The organism is Neorhizobium fuzhouense (assembly GCF_042611105.1).
Lineage (GTDB): Bacteria > Pseudomonadota > Alphaproteobacteria > Rhizobiales > Rhizobiaceae > Neorhizobium > Neorhizobium galegae_A.
Map to the genome: position 1 here is coordinate 1 of NZ_JBHFFP010000018.1, position 16,853 is coordinate 16,853.

The following is a 16,853-nucleotide window of genomic DNA, read 5'->3' on the forward strand; positions in this document are numbered from 1 at the left end:
TCCGTTCCTTTCCCAGCCAGGAAAATGCACCGGAAAACTCTAGCCAAAAATGGTCCAGTTTGAAGGGTTCAGATCAGCATGGCTGGTGGACTGAGATGCTTCATTCTTTCTTTGAGTCGCCAGCGCGCTGGCGGTCCAGATCGAGTCCGCAATCAATTGCGGTGTCAGCGTCACCGGCACAGAATGAATGACGCTCCGTACATCGAGTGCGATCTCGCCAACCTTCAGGAGTTGCGCCGTCGTCACGTTCTCCAGCCCCAGATCGGAAAGCGTTGTCGGAAGATTGATGCCCTGACAGAAATCTATGGCTTCGTGAATTTCGGTGAGCGAGCGGTTCTCCAGCACCAGCAGGCCGATGATACCGAAGGCCACCTTTTCGCCGTGGAAGAAGTGATGCGTCGGCTCCAGCACCGTCAGCGCATCGTGGATGCCATGGGCGCCGGACACGCCGCAGTTTTCAAAGCCCAGGCCACTCAGCAACGTATTCGCCTCAATGATGTTTTCCACCGCAGGCGTCAGCTTGCCATCGCGGGCAGCGACATAGGCCGCTCGGCCATCCCGCATCAGCACCTCATGGCACCGGCGAGCAATCGCCGCACCTGCCGCTGTCGTGGCATAGCCCTCGCCGATATAGTTGTTGGAACGGCTCTCGAAATTCGACCGCGCTTCATACCAGGTAGAAAGCGCATCCCCCATGCCAGCGACGAGGAAGCGGACCGGTGCCTTGATGATCAGCGCGCTATCGACCAGGACGACATCGGGATTGCGTCCGCACCGGACAACACGGTCGTAGACCCCCTCCTCACTGTAGATCACGCCGAGTGAACTGGTGGGAGAATCGGTGGAGGCGATGGTCGGCACCGTGACCGTGCGCGCGCCGAGATGAAGGGCGGAAATCTTGGCGGTATCCAGCGCCTTCCCGCCGCCGATGCCGATCACGACGCCTGCCTGCGCCGTCTTTCCCTCCGTGACGGTTCGGCTGACTTCGTTGTCCGAGGATTCGCCGGAAAACTTGACGAAATGGCTTTTGACGCCATGCGCCGTGAGATTGGCTTCCACTTTCGGGCGCAGCGTCTCCCAGAAGAAGCCGTCGATGACGATCAATGCTGATTGAGCCAGGGGTGCGATGTAGAGCCCAATGTCGTCGGTAACACCGGGGCCCTGCACATAGCGAAGCGGCCCGCCATATCCTCTTGCGGTCATGATCCTGTTCCTCTTTCGAATGTCCGGTGGTTAGCGCAGCGTCAGGCCGCCATCGACGGTGATCACTTCGCCCGTGGTGAACGAGCCGGCATCGCTGGCCAGATAGACGACCGACCCGGCCAGTTCCTCGACCGTGCCGATGCGGTTCTGGACAGCCCCCTTTTCCCAATAGTTGGCAACGACGTCGGGATGCTCGCGAAGCACGTCATCGGTCAGTTCCGTGCGGATGTAGCCGGGAGCAAGAGCGTTGACGCGGATGTTATGCTCGGCCCATTCGGTGGCGAGCGCCTTCGTCAGCATATGCACCCCTGCCTTCGAAACGTTATAGGCGGCGTGGCGGAAGGGCCAGTTGACGATCCGGCCCGACATGGAGCCGATATTGATGATCGACCCGCTTTTCTGCGCAATCATCCGCCGGCCGACATGCTTGGAAACGAGGAAGACGCCATCGAGATTGACGGCCATGGTTTGGCGCCATTGATCAAGGCTGCACTCTTCCGCGGGTGCCGGCAGCACGATGCCGGCATTGTTGATCAGGATGTCGATCCGCCCGAAGCGGTCGATCACCGCCTGCGTCATCCTTTCCACATCCGCCTCCTCGGCGACATCGGCCTGAAGGGCGAAACTGTCGCGCCCTTGCGCCTTGATGGAATTGGCAACCTCTTCGGCGCGTTCGAGCGTCGAGCGCACGATGATGGCGACGTCCGCACCGTGCGCGGCGAGCGCTTCGGCCAAGGCCTTGCCGATACCGCGCGAGCCGCCCGTGACGATAGCCTTGCGGCCTGTGAGATCGAACAGGCGGCGGTAATCCGTGCCAGTGTTTGACATGTTTGTTTCCTCCCTCGAATATTGGTCAGATCAAGCTGCGGTCGTCGAAGCCTGCGGCGTCCTGGTGACGGCTTCGCCTGAGCGGGCCAGAATGTGTTCGGCTGTGCGTTGCGCCTGCGCGACGATGGTCAGCGACGGGTTGACCGCCGTGGAGGATGGCAGGAAGGATGCGTCGACCACATAAAGGTTGTCGACGTCCCAGACCTTGCAATGGGGGTCCAGCACCGAGCTTTCCGGTGTTTTGCCAAAGCGCGCCGTGCCGCACTGGTGCATGGAAACCTTGATATCCATCTTGTTGGTAATGATCAGCGGATAGCCGAGCGAGCGCATGATCCGCGACCAGGCCTTTACCAGTTCATTGTGCGATTTGAGGTTGTTGGCGGTATAGCTCAGGCGGATGCGGCCATCGGGATCCACGGTCACGCGGTTGTTCGGATCGGGTAAATCCTCCGACATCAGCCACCAGTCCACGCTGCGATCGGCAAATGCGGACATCAGCCATTCCGGAGCCCAGGCAGCGCCTGCCGTCAGCATGCCGCCCTGCAATTTGCCGAGCCCCTGCACGTTGCCGAGCGGATAGGGCTTTTCGCGGTTGGCCAGATAGAAATCATTGATCGCCATGGATTTCTGGAAGACCACCCGGTTCTTCCTGAACGGCGAGATCGCCATCATCGCAGTGTTGTTATGGGCCATGTAATTTCGGCCCAATTGATCGGACAGATTGTTGCCGAGGCCGCGCTTGTGGGCATCATTGGCCGAGCGCAGAAGAAGTGCTGCAGAGTTGATCGCGCCCGCGCTGGATACGAAAAGATCGGCCTCGACTATCTGCTTTTGGCCCTGATGGGTCAGTTCCACGCCGGTGACGCGCTGGCCGCTCGGATCGGTCAGCAGCCGGTGCACCAAGGTCTCCGTGATGAGGTCGATCCGGCCGTTGGCCTTGGCAAGTGCCGGGTTGACGAGGCGCACTTCCGCATCCCCCTTGGCGCCGAGCTTGCAGGCAAATCCGTCGCAGGTGCGACAGCGGATACAACTGCCACCCTGGTGGTAGTCGATGGCGATTGGCAGCGGGAAGGGATGCAAGCCTTTCGCCTTCAGCTTGTCCTCAAAGTAGGCGATTTCCGGTTCGTGGCCGATGGCTGGATAGGGCATGGGTCCAGAGCGTGGCGGCTCGGTCGGATCGAGACCCGCTATGCCATGGGTGCCCATGAGGCGTTCCGCCACGGCATAATAGGGTTCGAACTCTTCATAGGAAACGGGCCAAGCGGGGGCCACGCCATCCTCGTGCTGAAGATCCTCGAAATCCTCGCGACGGAAGCGCAACGTTGCCGCGCCGAAGAACTTGCTGTTGCCCCCCACATAATAATAGGTGCTGGGGTTGAAGAGCTGGCCGTCCTTGTCACGCCATTCTTCCTTTGTGGCATATTTCTTCTTGTGAAAGACCGCATCGACGCTCCAGTTGTCGTCTTCACGCGGCAGGCGCGGACCGCGCTCGATCATCAGGATACTGCGGCCCGATTCCGCCAGACAGTTGGCCAAGGCGCCGCCACCGACGCCAGCCCCTACGATGATCACATCGTAAAATCTCTTCAACTCACTCATCTCTCTCTCCCGTGCCTGAGTATCCTTCCTCCGAAAGACGCTCCTCACATGATTGCGCCCACCTGCCAGGGCACAAATTCGTTATCGCCATAATTGTAGATTTCGCTCAGCGTCCGCTCGCCCGAGGCTGTCGCGATGACCGCTTGGAAAATGCGCTTGCCCACCTCTTCGACCGTCTCGTCGCCGGTGACGATGGTGCCGCAATTGAGGTCCATGTCCTCCTGCATCCGCTCATACATCGGCGTGTTGGTGGCAAGCTTCAGCGAGGGGGCGGGCTTGAAGCCCGAGACCGAGCCACGGCCGGTGGTAAAGCAGATAACATTGCAGCCACCCGCCACCTGCCCCGTGACGGCAATCGGGTCATAGCCGGGCGTATCCATGAAAACGAAGCCGCTTTCGGTGATCCGTTCGGCATATTCGTAGACGGCGTTGAGCCGCGTCGTGCCGCCCTTGGCGACCGCACCGAGCGATTTTTCGAGGATGGTGGTGAGCCCGCCCGCCTTGTTGCCATGGGACGGGTTGTTATTGAGTTCCGCCTGACCGCGCGCTGCGTAATCGCGCCACCACTCAATGCGCTGGAGAAGCTTTTCCGCCACTTCCGGGCTGCGGGCGCGGCGCGTCAGCAGATGTTCGGCTCCATAAATTTCGGGTGTTTCTGCAAGACAGGCCGTGCCGCCATGGCCGACCAGAAGATCGGCGGCATGACCCAGCGCCGGATTGGCGGAAATGCCGGAATAGCCATCCGATCCGCCGCATTCCAGTGCCAGCTTCAGTTTGGAGACCGGCTGTGGCGTGCGCGTGAGCGCATTGACCGCGGGGAGCATGGCATCGATGGCGGCAATTGTCGCCTCGATGGATTTGCGCGTGCCACCGGTTGCCTGAATGGTCAGCGTACGCAAGCGCTCCGCCTCCTTCAACTGGTGGGCGGCCAGCAGTGCCGGAATCTGGTTGGTCTCGCAGCCAAGGCCGATCATCACCACACCGCCCACATTGGCGTGGGTTGCGTAACCGGCAAGCGTGCGGGTGAGATAGCGATAGCCTTCCGCTGCCGTGTTGATGGCGCAGCCGCCGGCATGGGTCAGCGCAATCACCCCGTCGACATTCGGATAGTTCTCCAGCCGTCCCGGCAGCGCGTAATGCTGCGCCACGGCTTTTGCAACCGTCGCCGAACAGTTCACGGAGGAAACGATGGCGATATAATTGCGCGTTCCCGCCTCGCCGTTCGCGCGCTCGAAGCCCATGAAGCTCGCTCGATGCTCAACATAGGCAATGTCTTTTGCATCGACGCAGAACTCATGGGCGAGTTCGACGTCGCGCATGGCCATATTATGCGTGTGGACATGATCGCCGATGTGGATCTCGCTCGTGGCGAAGCCAATGATCTGCCCATATTTGATGATCGCCTCGCCAGGAGCAAGATTGGCAATCGCAACCTTGTGACCTTGCGTTATCCGGCCTGTCAGGCTGCGTCCACCAAGCTCTGGAAGAGCCGTAGGCTCCAGCGTCATGCGCGCCACGGCAACGTTGTCCTGCGCATTCAGCCGCAAGAGCGGTGACGAGGCCGAATAGATAGTCATTGCTCATTCCTCTCCGTCGAATAAAGCGCCCTGCTCTTCGTACATGCGGGCCATAACCGCGAAAGACGTATCGAGGTGGATGCGCATGGCGAGTTCTGCTTGATCGGCATTGCGGTTGGCCAGTGCCCGCACGATCGTATCGTGCTGCTCCGTCACCATCGCGAGATGGCCCGGCACCGGCGCACTGAGCTGGCGCATGCGATCGAGATGCACCTTGGCGAGCGTGATGAATTTCCAGATGCGTGGATAGCCGCTGATGCCGGCGATCGCGCCGTGGAAAAGGTCGTCGCAATCCAGATATTTTTCGAGTTGATGACTATCGAGGATCGACTGCATCTCTCGAACCAGGTTCTTCAGATGCTCGACATCCGCATCGGTCACATTGACCACCGCCTTGCGCACGCTTTCAATTTCCAGCGCCCGACGAATGACAAAGCCTTCCTCAGCGACCTTGAAGGAAATGCGGCTCACATAGGTGCCGGAGTGCGGAAAGATATCGACAAGTCCTTCGTCGGCCAGCTTTTGCAGCGCTTCACGCACCGGTGTGCGGGAAACCCCAAGTTCCGCACACAGGTCCTTCTCCGAGACGACGGCACCCGGCTGCATCTCTAGATGGACAATCGCCTCACGCAACAACCAATATATTTGTTCTGCCTTCGGAATTGACCTACTTTTTTCAACTTCCATATCAATCTCAATCAGTTCAACTGCTTAAGCGCCTAACAAGAACTTTCGAAACCATGTTGACAGGCGCTTTTTGATCTGCATTTATATAACTCATATATTAGTTGGGGGCGCAAGCGAAAAATTGCCTGCCGCCGAAGAGGAGAAAAGTTCGGGCGAACGAGGAGGTTGGCCCGAACCATCAGCACAACAGAGACAGATCGTGGCACCGCATGCAGGCGGCCGAATGCGGCTTGCCGTGCAGCAATTTTGCAAGTCGAAGGCACAGGCAGGACATGGCAACCATCAACTATCTCACGCGCATCGAATTCGACGCGGGCTCCATCCAGAGGCTTCCACACCTGCTGGCCGAGCTTGGTGTGCGCAGACCCTTGATTGCAACGGACAAAGGCCTGGTCTCCATCGGCCTGGTTGAGAAGGTTCTCGGTCTCTTCGAAACCCGCCCCACAGTCTTCGACGGCACGCCGGCCAATCCGACGGAAGATGCCGTGATGGAGGCGCATGCACTGTATGTGTCCGAGGGCTGCGATGGCATTGTTGGTCTCGGCGGCGGCTCCTCTCTCGACCTGGCCAAAGCCGTGCGGCTGCTGACGGGCCATGCCGCCCCGCTTGCGCAATATACGGCCGTCGAGGGCGGCGCAGCCAGGATCCACGGCAGGATCTGCCCGATGATTGCCGTGCCCACCACATCCGGCACGGGTTCGGAAGTCGGTCGCGCGGCCGTCATCATCACGGCCGAAGGTCGCAAGCTCGGCATCCTCAGCGGCCATATGCTGCCATCCATTGCGCTTTGCGACCCCGAACTGACCTACGGCCTGCCGCCGTTTCTGACGGCCGCGACCGGCATGGATGCCCTGTCACACTGTCTCGAAACCTATATGGGCCCGTCCACCAATCCGCCTGCCGATGCGATCGCGCTCGACGGTCTGAAACGCGGCTTTCCCGCCATTCGCAAGGCCGTGGCCAGCGGGCAGGACCACAAGGCCCGCTGGGACATGATGATGGCAGCGCTGGAAGGGGCGATGGCGTTCCAGAAAGGACTTGGCGCCGTTCACGCGCTCACCCATCCGCTCGGGGCCATCCGCGCGCTGAACCTGCATCATGGCACGCTGAATGCCGTTCTGATGCCGGCCGTCTTGCGCTTCAACCGTTCGGTGATCGGCCAAAAATGGGATGTGATGGCCGAGATCCTGGGCGGTCAACCCGATGAAGTCATGGCCCAACTTAACAAGGATATCGGCATGCCCAGCGGCTTGAAGGCGATGGGCGTGACCGAGGCCATGATGGAAAAGGTCGCCGGCGAGGCGCTGCACGATCATTGCCACGCCACCAATCCCCGGCTTGCGACCCGGGAAGATTATCTGATGCTTTTGCAGCAATCGGCCTGAGGCCGCGAACCACCGGAGGGAGGAGACAACATGAGCGAATTTGAGGATACGAAAGATCGCGCGCACTTCATGGGCGATCTGAAACTGACACGACGCGGCGTCTTGAGCGCAGGCGCGGCCATCACGGTGGCAGCAGCCCTCAGCAAGCCGCGTGTCGCCGGCGCGCAAGAGCTGAAGTTCTGCGCATCGCTGGGCTGGACGGTCTGGGAATCGGGTCGCCACATCGTCAACGGCTATAAGGATGCCGTGGCAAAGCTCGGCGGCACACTCACCATTGCCGATGCCAATTACGACATCAAGAAGCAGGCCGACCAGATCGCGGCCTTCGTCGCCTCCAAGCCGGCTGCAATCTTCATCACGCCCGCCGATGCCGCCGCCATCTCGCCTGCCGTGCAAGCAGCCGTTGCCTCCGGCATCCCGATTTTCTGCGGCGACAGCTATGTGCCGAACACCACCGTCACCTCCACGGCGATGTCGAATAATTTCGGCCTTGGTGCAGCGGGCGCCGAATACATCGCAAAGCGCCTGAACGGCAAGGGTCAGGTGGCGCTGGTCAGCCTCCCCTCCAACGAATCCTGGGATCAGCGCACGCTCGGCGCAAAATCCGTGTTCAATCGCTTCCCGGATATCAAGGTCGTGTCCGAGATCGCCTTCGCGCTGGGCGGCACGACGACACCGCGCCAGGTGGTGGATAATATCCTCACGGCCAATCCTGATTTGAACGCCATCTGGTGCGCCTGGGATGGAGCGGCCTCGGAAGGCACGCTGGCCATCCGCGCTTCTGGCAAAAAGGTGTTCATCACCGGCATTGATGGTGGCCGCCAGTCCTTTGAGTACATCAAGGCGGGTTCGCCCTTTGCCATGACCATGGCCCAGAGCTTCTACGAAATGGCCTACATGAACGCTTTCTATGCCCATGAGGTCGTTGCAGGCCGCAAGGCTCCGCGCTTTGTCATCACGCCATCCTACGCGGTGACGCAGGACAGCCTGAAGGACCTCAAGGAACTGCCAGACACCTACGACCAGCCAGGCGAGGCGATCAAACTCGGCTGGGCTCGCGCGCTTTGAACTGACGTGTGGCAGGCCGTGCGCGGCCTGCCGTTTCCCAATGCAGGTGGAAAGGCTTGGTGCTGGATATGGCAGCCATTCTCGACATGAAGGGCATTGAAAAGCAGTTCGGCGTCGTCAAGGCCCTGGACAACGCGGATTTTTCTCTGGAAGCCGGCGAAATCCATGCCCTTCTCGGCATCAATGGCGCGGGCAAATCGACGCTGATCAAGATCCTCTCCGGCGTCTACACCAAGGATGCAGGGGAGATCGCGATTGCCGGCGAGAGTGTCGAGATCGGCACGCCTGCTGCTGCCATCGCCTGCGGCATTGCGTCCGTCCAGCAGCACCCGGAACTGGTGGATGATTTCACCGGCATCGAGAACATCTTTCTCGGTCAGGAGGCACCGCAGCCCGGGCTCGGACGCAGGGTGGACCGCAGGGCCCTGAAGCTTCAGGCCGAGCAATTGCTGAAGCGTTTCCCCATCGAGATCGATCTTGAAGCCCGCGTCGGCGAAATGCCGGCGGTGGACCGGGAAATCGTTGCCATCCTGCATGCGCTGAGCCGTGAACACATTCGCATCCTGATCCTCGACGAGCCGACGTCGACGCTGACCGAGCGGGAAAAGACATCGCTCTTCCACCTGATGCGGCAGCTGAAGGCGGCAGGCATCGCCATCATCTACATCACGCACCGCCTGGAAGAGGTCTTCGAGATCAGCGACCGCTTCACGGTCTTTCGGGCGGGCAGGCGCGTCACTACGCTGACCTGTCATGAGGCAAGAACGTCCAACATATCGATCCCCGAACTGATGCTGGACGAAAAGCCCGGCGACATATTCCCTCCCAAGGCGAAGAGCGCCGCAGGAGAAGCACTTCTGGACGTGCGTGGCCTCTCGCGGCACGGCCTGTTTTCGGACGTAAGCTTCACCCTGCGGCGCGGAGAAATTCTCGGTATTTTCGGGCTGGTCGGCTCCGGCGCGGACGAGTTGTCCAAGGCGCTCTTCGGCGTCATCCGCCCCGATGCAGGCACCATAACGGTGAAAGGCAAGCAGGTTGCGCTGAAGGACCCGCATGATGCCTTGCGCCAGGGCATTTTCCTCGTTCCCGGCGACCGTCGCACAGAAGGGCTGACCCTGTCGCGCGACGTCATTTTCAACGTGACGCTGGCGCATCTCGGCAAGGCCTCCTTTCTCGGCGGGTTGTTACGCTTCGGTTCAAATCGAAAGGCTTCGGCAGGCCTTGCAAAGCGCGTGGCCCTGCATCCCATGACGCTGGACCGGCCTGTCAGCGCCTTCTCCGGCGGCAACCAGCAGAAGATCGTCATCGCCAAGGGCCTTTACCGCGATGCCGATATCTACATCTTCGTGGAACCCACCGTCGGCGTTGATATCGGCGCGCGCGCCACGCTCTATGCGCTGATGCGGGAGCTTTCCGCCCATGCCGGCGTGCTGGTCATCTCGTCTGATTGCGATGAGGTGCACGGCGTCGCCGACCGGATGATCGCTCTCTACCGGGGCCGCCCCGTTTTCGTGCCGGATCAAAGACCGAGCCGCGACCAACTTCTATCCGCCGGCATCATGGGAGCACGCGCATGACGGCCCTGAAATCCTCTCCGCTTGCGCTGCGGCTGACAGCATTCCTGGTGCTTCTCGGTCTGATTGCAACGGTGTTCCAGTCTTTCGCCCCCGCCTATCTCAGCGAAAACAATCTGCATGCCCTCTTGCGCCATATGTCGGTGAACGGGCTGACGGCAATCGGCCTGACCTTCGTCATCGTCGTTCGTCACTTCGACCTCTCCTTCCCCGGCGTGGCATCGCTGGGGGCGATGACTCTTGGCTGGATGCTTGCCAATGATTTTACGCTGATGCAGAGCGTGGCAGGCGGCATCGCTATCGGGCTTGTGGCTGGTCTGATCAATGGTAACGTCATTTCCTATCTGCGCCTGCCCGATATTGTCACCACCATCGCCACCGGCGGGGTTGCGGTTGGCCTTTCCTATTTCTACAGCAACGGCACATCCATTTCGGAAAACTTCTTCATGTCGGGCATTCTCGACCTAAACGATTCCAGATTCCTGTCGCTCGACATGCCGGTGGTCATTCTCCTGGCTGCCGCCATCGTCGCCTTCATCGTTCTGCATTGCACCCGCTTTGGCCGCGCCTTCTATGCAACGGGTGAAAACCGACGTTCGGCGGCCTTCTCCGGCATTCGCGTCAGGGCCTATGTGCTCACGGCCTTCGGTCTTTGCGGTGCGCTTGCCTGTCTCGCCATCACGCTGCTGGTTGCATCTTCCGGCGCAGCCAACGTCACAGCCGGCAACCAGTTGATGATGCCGGCCTTTGCCGCCGTCTATCTGGGGGCAGCTCTCTTCGGCGCACCCTCCATTCCGGCAACTCTTGGCGGAACGCTGCTGATGTCGGCCATGCTGAACGGCTTCACGCTGCTGGCTATCCCTTATTATTACAGCGACGCCATCGTCAGCACCGTTCTGATCGCCGCCATCGGCATTTTCGACCCGAAACTCACCACACTGCTGGGCGGGCTATTCAGCCGCCAACCAGCACGCTGAGCGAAGGGGTAACCAACATGACGGATATGACCATGACCACGGCAGAGCGCGCAGCGGCAAAGCGAGGTCCTGATGTGAACGGCTTCTTCCTGCGCTACGGTCTCTTTCTCCTCCTGGTGCTCGTGATGCTGCTCTTTGCGTGGCTGAGACCGAGTTTTATCAGTGCAGGTAATATCAATGACATGCTGCTTTCGACCAGCATTGCGGCACTGATGTTCCTTGGCCTGACCTGGATCATTGCAGCAGGCGAGATCGATGTGAGCTTCATGTCCGTCGCAGCGCTCGCCAATATGGTCGTGGCGGGGCTTGTCGTCTCCGGAAACGGCTGGGCCATCGCCTGTCTGGCGGGTTTGCTGGTCGGCGTCGTCTTCGGCCTTGCCAATGGCGTGCTGGTCGCAATCTTTCGCTTGCCGGCGCTCGTCATCACCATTGCCACCGGTGGACTGGCGGGATCGATTGCGGCAGCCATCGGTCTTGGCACCTCGATCTCCCTGTCCTCCACCGGCTTTGTCGGTACGCTGCTGCACATCAATCTCGGTGTGCTGCCGCTGCTGACGGTGATCGTTGCCTTTCTTTATGGGCTAGCCTGGTTCGTGCAGGAGCGACTGACCTTCGGCCACTATCTCTATGCCTTGGAGCAGAACCGTGCGGCGGTCATCGAGGCGGGCGTTCCGGCAAACCGGCTGCTGCTCATTCTCTATAGTCTCTCCGGTGTCGTCTCCGCTCTGGCAGGCATTCTTCTGACGGCAGACCTCTCCTCTGGCCAGCCCTATATCGGCACCTCCTACTTCATCGACGGGCTGACGGCCGTGCTGCTGGGCGGCATGGCGCTGAAATTCGGCAAACCCAATGTCATCGGCACCATGACCGCCGTGCTGCTGCTCGCCGCCCTCCTCAGTGGGGCTGCCCTGCTTGGCTGGACGGACGCGCAGCGCCAGATCGTGCGCGGTGTGCTGCTGCTTTGCGGCGTCGCTGTCGTTGTCTGGGCTCGCCGCAAAACCCGCGCACACATTTGAATTTTATGAGGAATGAGCATGAAAGCGACTGACAAACGTCCCGTTGGCAAAACCGGTATCAGTGTTAGCGCCCTTGGCGTCGGCAGCGCCCCTCTGGGCGGTCTCTACGCCTCGGTGGCCAAGCAAGACGCCATGGCCATGCTGAACCAGGCCTGGAATTCCGGCATCCGATATTTCGATACCGCACCCATGTATGGCAACACCCGCTCAGAACATCTGGTCGGTGAATTGCTGCGGGAGAAGGCACCGGAAGCGCGTGACTGGGTTATCTCAACGAAGGTCGGCCGGTTGATGACCACCGAACGGGCCGGCCGCAAGCTGCCGCCCGCACCGCCGAAGAACCCGCTCGATCCAGGCTGGTGGAACGGTTTGAATTTCCGCGAGGTGTTCGATTACACGTACGACGGCGTGATGCGCAGCTTCGACGACAGTCAGCAGCGCCTCGGATTCCCCCGTCCCGACCTTCTCTATGTGCATGATATCGGCCGCGTCACCCATGCGGATCTGCATGAGCACCATTGGCATGCGCTGACCAAGGGCGGCGGCTTCAGGGCTCTGACCGAACTGCGGGCGGCGGGCGACATCAAGGGCTTCGGGCTGGGCGTCAACGAATGGCAGATCATCCGAGACGCGCTGGAAGAAGCCGATCTCGACTGCTCCATGCTGGCTGGTCGCTACACGCTGCTCGATCAGGATGCCGAAGAGGAATTTCTGCCGCTCGCGCAAAAGCGTGGCATGGCGCTGGTCGTCGCAGGTGTGTTCAATTCCGGCATTCTCGCCTCCACCTCCGGACGGCGGAAGTTCAATTATGCCGATGCGCCTGCCGAAATGATCGAACGGGCCGAAAAGCTTCGTGCCGTCTGCGACAGTTTCAACGTGCCGCTTCCCGCAGCCGCCATCCAGTTCCCGCTGCGTCATCCGGCGGCCACCTGCGTCGTCATCGGCGCCAAGACGGCTGAGCAGATCGCCACCAACATCGCCTGGTTCGAGCAGGAGATCCCTGAAGACCTTTGGGCAACGCTCAAGGATCAGGGCCTGATCAACCGCTGATTTCGAACTCGGAGAAACATGATGCTGAAGACCCTCGACCCGCTTCTGACCGGCGAACTGCTCGCCATCCTGGCTGATATGGGCCATGGCGACGAAATCGTCATCTCGGATGCCAATTTCCCGGCGGTCAAGGTGGCGGAACGGCTGATCCAGATGCCGGGCATCGATGCCTGCGCCGTGCTCACCGCTGTCCTCTCGCTGCTGCCGCTCGATGATTTCGTCGATCATCCTGCCGCCGTTATGGATGCACCGGGCGAGCGCCCGGTCATCTATGCAGACTTCGAGACGATTATCGAAAGAGAGGAAAAGCGCGGCATACCTTTGGAGGCCATCGATCGGTTCGCCTTCTATGACCGCTCCAAGACCGCCTTTGCCGTGGTCTCCACCGGGGAACGGCGGCTCTACGGCAATATCATCCTCAAAAAGGGTGTCGTGCGCTAAGCCGGCCGCGATGGGGAGGAGACCGCCATGCTCGATAGTCATCAACATTTCTGGAAGGTGGAACGCAGCGATTATGGCTGGCTGACACCGGAACTCGGGTCCATCTACAGGGATTTTCTGCCCGGGGATCTGACCCGCGAGATGCGCCGCGCGGGGATCACCCGCACCATTCTTGTGCAGGCGGCGGAAACCGAAGCGGAAACCGATTTCCTGCTGGAGATCGCCAGAGAAACGGATTTCGTCGCCGGCGTCGTCGGCTGGATCGATATGGAGGCAGAGGATTTTGCCGCGCGTCTCGCACGCACCCGGCAGAACCCGAAATTCGTTGGCCTTCGCCCGATGCTGCAAGGGCTTGACGACGACGCCTATATCCTGCGCCCGAAGGTGCTCGACAGCCTGAAGGCCGTGGCCGACAGCGGCCTCACCTTCGATATCCTCACCTTCACCCGCCACCTGCCGCATGTGGTTGCAGCGTTGAAGACCGTGCCTGGCCTCAAGGCCGTGGTGGACCATATCTCCAAGCCGGAGATTGCAACGGGCACGCTCGATCCATGGCGGGGGCATATGGAAGAGATCGCAGCTTTTGCGAACGTCTCCTGCAAGGTGTCCGGCATGGTGACGGAGGCAAGCGCCAATTGGCAGGTTGAGGATTTCCGACCTTACGTCGATCACGTCGCCCGCTGTTTCGGCCCCGACCGCCTGATGTTCGGCAGTGACTGGCCGGTCTGCACGCTGGCTGCCAGCTATGCGGAAGTCGCCAATCTCGCGCGCACTCTCCTCTCAAGCCATTTCGGACCGGAGGACCTGCACGGTATTTTTGAAAAGAACGCGGCGCGTTTCTACGGCGTCTGAACGCTGTCGGGCGTGAGATCGGCATTCTGTGAGGAGGAATGAATTGGCATCGAATTTTGAGCAACAGAGCTCGCTCGAGCCGTATGTGCGGCTTGCCGGAATTTCCAAATCCTTCGGCCCGGTGAAGGTGCTGAAGGACGTGTCCTTCGATGTGCGTCCGGGCGAAATCCATGCGCTCCTCGGCGAAAACGGCGCGGGCAAATCGACGATGATCAAGATCCTCTCCGGTCTTTATCAGGCAGACGGCGGTGTGATGGAGATCGAAGGCCAGCCCATGCGCTTTGCCACCGCCAAGGATGCCAATGCCTCTGGCATCGCAACCGTTTATCAGGAGCTTCTGCTGTTTCCAGAGCTGACGGTCGCCGAAAACATCTTCCTCGGTCACTATCCGCAAAAGGCCATGGGGCGTATCGACTGGACAGCGGCCCGGGCCAAGGCGCGTGAGCTGCTGGACAGTCTCGACTGTCATGATCTTCATGTCGATACCCGCATCGCCACGCTTTCGGTGGCGCAGCGCCAGCGCGTGGAAATCGCCAAGGCGCTTTCGCACAAGGCCCGCATTCTGATCATGGACGAGCCGACGGCCTCGCTCACCGAAAAGGACGTCACCCGGCTGATGGAGGTCGTGCGCAGCCTGAAGGCGCGCGGCGTCGGCATCATCTATGTCAGCCACCGCATGCCGGAGATCTTCGCACTGGCGGACCGCGTTTCGGTGCTGCGCGACGGCATGATGATCGACACGCGCGACATTACCGAGGCCGATGAGGCGACGCTTGTCTCCATGATGGTCGGCCGCTCCATCGAGCAGCTCTTCCCCAAGGGGGACGCCAAGATCGGTGAGCCGGTGCTGGAAGTGTCCAAGCTCAATCACGGCCATCTGGTACAAAACATTTCCTTCACGCTGAGGCGCGGCGAGGTTCTGGGCATTGCCGGTCTTGTCGGTTCGGGCCGCACGGAACTGGCGCTGACGCTGTTCGGCATCACGCCCGCCACGTCCGGTGAAATCCGGGTGAAGGGCAAGCCGGTTTCCATTCGCACGCCGCGGCAGGCCCGCGATCTCGGCCTTGCCTATGTGCCGGAAGATCGTGGCCTTCAGGGCCTCGTAAAATCCATGAGCATTAACGAAAACCTCTCCATGGCAGCGCTGGACCGCATTGCGCCCGGCCTTTTCCTCAATTTTGCCGAGGAAGCGCGCCGCGCTGTGGAGGCCGTGAAACGGCTGGGGGTTCGCGCCAGAGCCGGCATTCACCAACCTGTCGGGGAATTGTCGGGTGGTAATCAGCAGAAGGTGGTAATCGCCAAATGGCTGGAAACCCGGCCCGATATCCTGATCCTCGACGAGCCGACGCGCGGCGTCGATGTCGGTGCCAAGGCCGAAATCCATGCGATGATGAGCGATCTGGCCGCCAAGGGCCTTGCCATCATCATGATTTCCAGCGAATTGCCGGAGGTGATCGGCATGAGCGACCGCATTCTGGTGATGAACAATGGCCAGGTCACCGGCATGATCGACCGGGCAGATGCCACGCCTGAAACGGTGGGTGGGGCCATGACCGCGCAGGCAAAATCGAAGGAGGCTGCGTAATGGCTGTCCTTTCCCAGGCTTCCACGTTGTCTACCCGCAAGCCGCAAAATTCCCGCTCCTTCATCGCACGGCTGATCACCGATTATGGGCAGGAATGCGTGATTATTGCCGCCATACTGCTGCTCTTCGTGGCCGTCGGGCTCTACAATCCACGCTTCCTCAGCACCTCGAACCTCACCACCATCTTTTCCGGAAATGCCTATATCGCTGTTGCTGCCATCGGCATGTCCATGGTCATCATCACCGGCCATATCGATGTCTCGGTGGGCGCGCTGATCGGCGTGCTGGCAACCATTTCCGGCACATTGGCCGTATCCGGCTATCCGGTCTGGGTGGCCTGGGGAGCACCGATCATCCTTGGAATGGCCGTCAATTTCATCGTCGGCTGGCTGGTCGCCTTTGCACGCATTCCCTCCATCGTCGTGACGCTCGGCATGATGTCCATCCTGCGGGGCGGATTGATCTCCATCACCGGCGGCACCTGGATTTCCGGCCTGCCGAAGGCGTTCATGATCGCGCAGTGGAAGCCCTTTGGCCTGCCCTTCCCGATCATCGCCATGGTGGTCTTGACGCTGCTCGCCGCCTGGTGGATGCGCAACTTCCCCTTCGGTCGCTCGCTCTATGCTGTCGGTGGCAATCCGGAAGCCGCGAAAGCCACTGGCATCTCCAGTGAGCGGCGCGTGCTGGCGGTCTTTGTCATCCATGGCGCCATTGCCGGCATCGCCACCATCCTGTTTGCCACGCAATTGCAGGTCATCCAGTCCACCGTGCCGCCGAATCTGGAACTGACGGTGATAACCGCCGCCGTCATCGGGGGTGTCTCCATCCTCGGCGGATCGGGCACCGTCATAGGCTCCACTCTGGCCGCCATCCTGTTTGCAGCCATCGGTTCGGCGCTGATCTTCGTGAATGTCTCCGCCTATTGGCTGAGAGCCGTGATCGGCGGGCTGATCCTCATCACCGTGCTTGCGGACATGATCCGCCGCCGCCCGAAAAAGTAAGGAGGCATCC

Annotated in this window: 15 protein-coding genes; 10 read left to right on the top strand and 5 right to left on the bottom strand. The window is 60.6% G+C overall.

Features of this window, described 5'->3' with window-relative positions:
• Positions 1-39 precede the first annotated feature (39 nt).
• The 5 genes from ACEXP3_RS22895 to ACEXP3_RS22915 are packed head-to-tail and all read right to left on the bottom strand — an operon-like array spanning position 40 to position 5,894.
• On the bottom strand, positions 40-1,203 hold the full coding sequence (locus ACEXP3_RS22895) for a glycerol dehydrogenase (RefSeq protein WP_377299511.1): 1,164 nt from the start codon (positions 1,201-1,203) through the stop codon (positions 40-42).
• A 30-nt stretch (positions 1,204-1,233) separates the two neighbouring features.
• The gene (locus ACEXP3_RS22900) at positions 1,234-2,031 is read right to left on the bottom strand and encodes an SDR family NAD(P)-dependent oxidoreductase (RefSeq protein ID WP_377299512.1); all 798 of its coding nucleotides are present in this window, start codon (positions 2,029-2,031) and stop codon (positions 1,234-1,236) included.
• A gap of 30 nt (positions 2,032-2,061) precedes the next feature.
• Positions 2,062-3,630, bottom strand: coding sequence for a GMC family oxidoreductase (locus ACEXP3_RS22905; RefSeq protein WP_377299513.1), 1,569 nt, complete (start codon positions 3,628-3,630; stop codon positions 2,062-2,064).
• Positions 3,631-3,674: 44 nt separating this feature from the next.
• Positions 3,675-5,207 carry a UxaA family hydrolase gene (locus ACEXP3_RS22910; protein ID WP_377299514.1) on the bottom strand — a complete coding sequence of 511 codons (1,533 nt, stop codon included), beginning with the start codon at positions 5,205-5,207 and terminating at the stop codon, positions 3,675-3,677.
• 3 nt (positions 5,208-5,210) lie between these two features.
• Entirely contained in the window at positions 5,211-5,894 is a 684-nt protein-coding gene (locus ACEXP3_RS22915; RefSeq protein ID WP_377299515.1) for a GntR family transcriptional regulator, read from the bottom strand.
• A 272-nt stretch (positions 5,895-6,166) separates the two neighbouring features.
• On the opposite strand from ACEXP3_RS22915, the gene gbd reads away from it, so the two are divergent.
• The 10 genes from gbd to ACEXP3_RS22965 all read left to right on the top strand — a co-directional run bounded on the left by gbd (position 6,167) and on the right by ACEXP3_RS22965 (position 16,843).
• Positions 6,167-7,279, top strand: a complete 1,113-nt coding sequence (gene gbd, locus ACEXP3_RS22920; protein ID WP_377299516.1) for a 4-hydroxybutyrate dehydrogenase — start codon at positions 6,167-6,169, stop codon at positions 7,277-7,279.
• 30 nt (positions 7,280-7,309) lie between these two features.
• On the top strand, positions 7,310-8,347 hold the full coding sequence (locus ACEXP3_RS22925; protein WP_377299517.1) for a sugar ABC transporter substrate-binding protein: 1,038 nt from the start codon (positions 7,310-7,312) through the stop codon (positions 8,345-8,347).
• Between the two features lie 68 nt (positions 8,348-8,415).
• Entirely contained in the window at positions 8,416-9,924 is a 1,509-nt protein-coding gene (locus tag ACEXP3_RS22930; RefSeq protein WP_377299544.1) for a sugar ABC transporter ATP-binding protein, read from the top strand.
• Positions 9,921-10,898: an ABC transporter permease gene (locus tag ACEXP3_RS22935; RefSeq protein ID WP_210107222.1), complete on the top strand. Its 978-nt coding sequence runs from the start codon at positions 9,921-9,923 to the stop codon at positions 10,896-10,898. Before ACEXP3_RS22930 ends, ACEXP3_RS22935 begins: the two co-directional genes overlap by 4 nt.
• Before the next feature lie 17 nt (positions 10,899-10,915).
• Positions 10,916-11,914, top strand: a complete 999-nt coding sequence (locus tag ACEXP3_RS22940; RefSeq protein WP_377299518.1) for an ABC transporter permease — start codon at positions 10,916-10,918, stop codon at positions 11,912-11,914.
• A 12-nt stretch (positions 11,915-11,926) separates the two neighbouring features.
• Entirely contained in the window at positions 11,927-12,964 is a 1,038-nt protein-coding gene (locus ACEXP3_RS22945; protein WP_377299519.1) for an aldo/keto reductase, read from the top strand.
• Positions 12,965-12,985: 21 nt separating this feature from the next.
• Entirely contained in the window at positions 12,986-13,405 is a 420-nt protein-coding gene (locus ACEXP3_RS22950; protein ID WP_377299520.1) for an RbsD/FucU family protein, read from the top strand.
• Between the two features lie 27 nt (positions 13,406-13,432).
• Positions 13,433-14,257, top strand: a complete 825-nt coding sequence (locus tag ACEXP3_RS22955; RefSeq protein WP_377299521.1) for an amidohydrolase family protein — start codon at positions 13,433-13,435, stop codon at positions 14,255-14,257.
• Between the two features lie 43 nt (positions 14,258-14,300).
• Positions 14,301-15,842 carry a sugar ABC transporter ATP-binding protein gene (locus ACEXP3_RS22960; protein ID WP_377299522.1) on the top strand — a complete coding sequence of 514 codons (1,542 nt, stop codon included), beginning with the start codon at positions 14,301-14,303 and terminating at the stop codon, positions 15,840-15,842.
• Positions 15,842-16,843, top strand: a complete 1,002-nt coding sequence (locus ACEXP3_RS22965) for an ABC transporter permease (protein WP_377299523.1) — start codon at positions 15,842-15,844, stop codon at positions 16,841-16,843. Before ACEXP3_RS22960 ends, ACEXP3_RS22965 begins: the two co-directional genes overlap by 1 nt.
• Positions 16,844-16,853 lie beyond the last annotated feature (10 nt).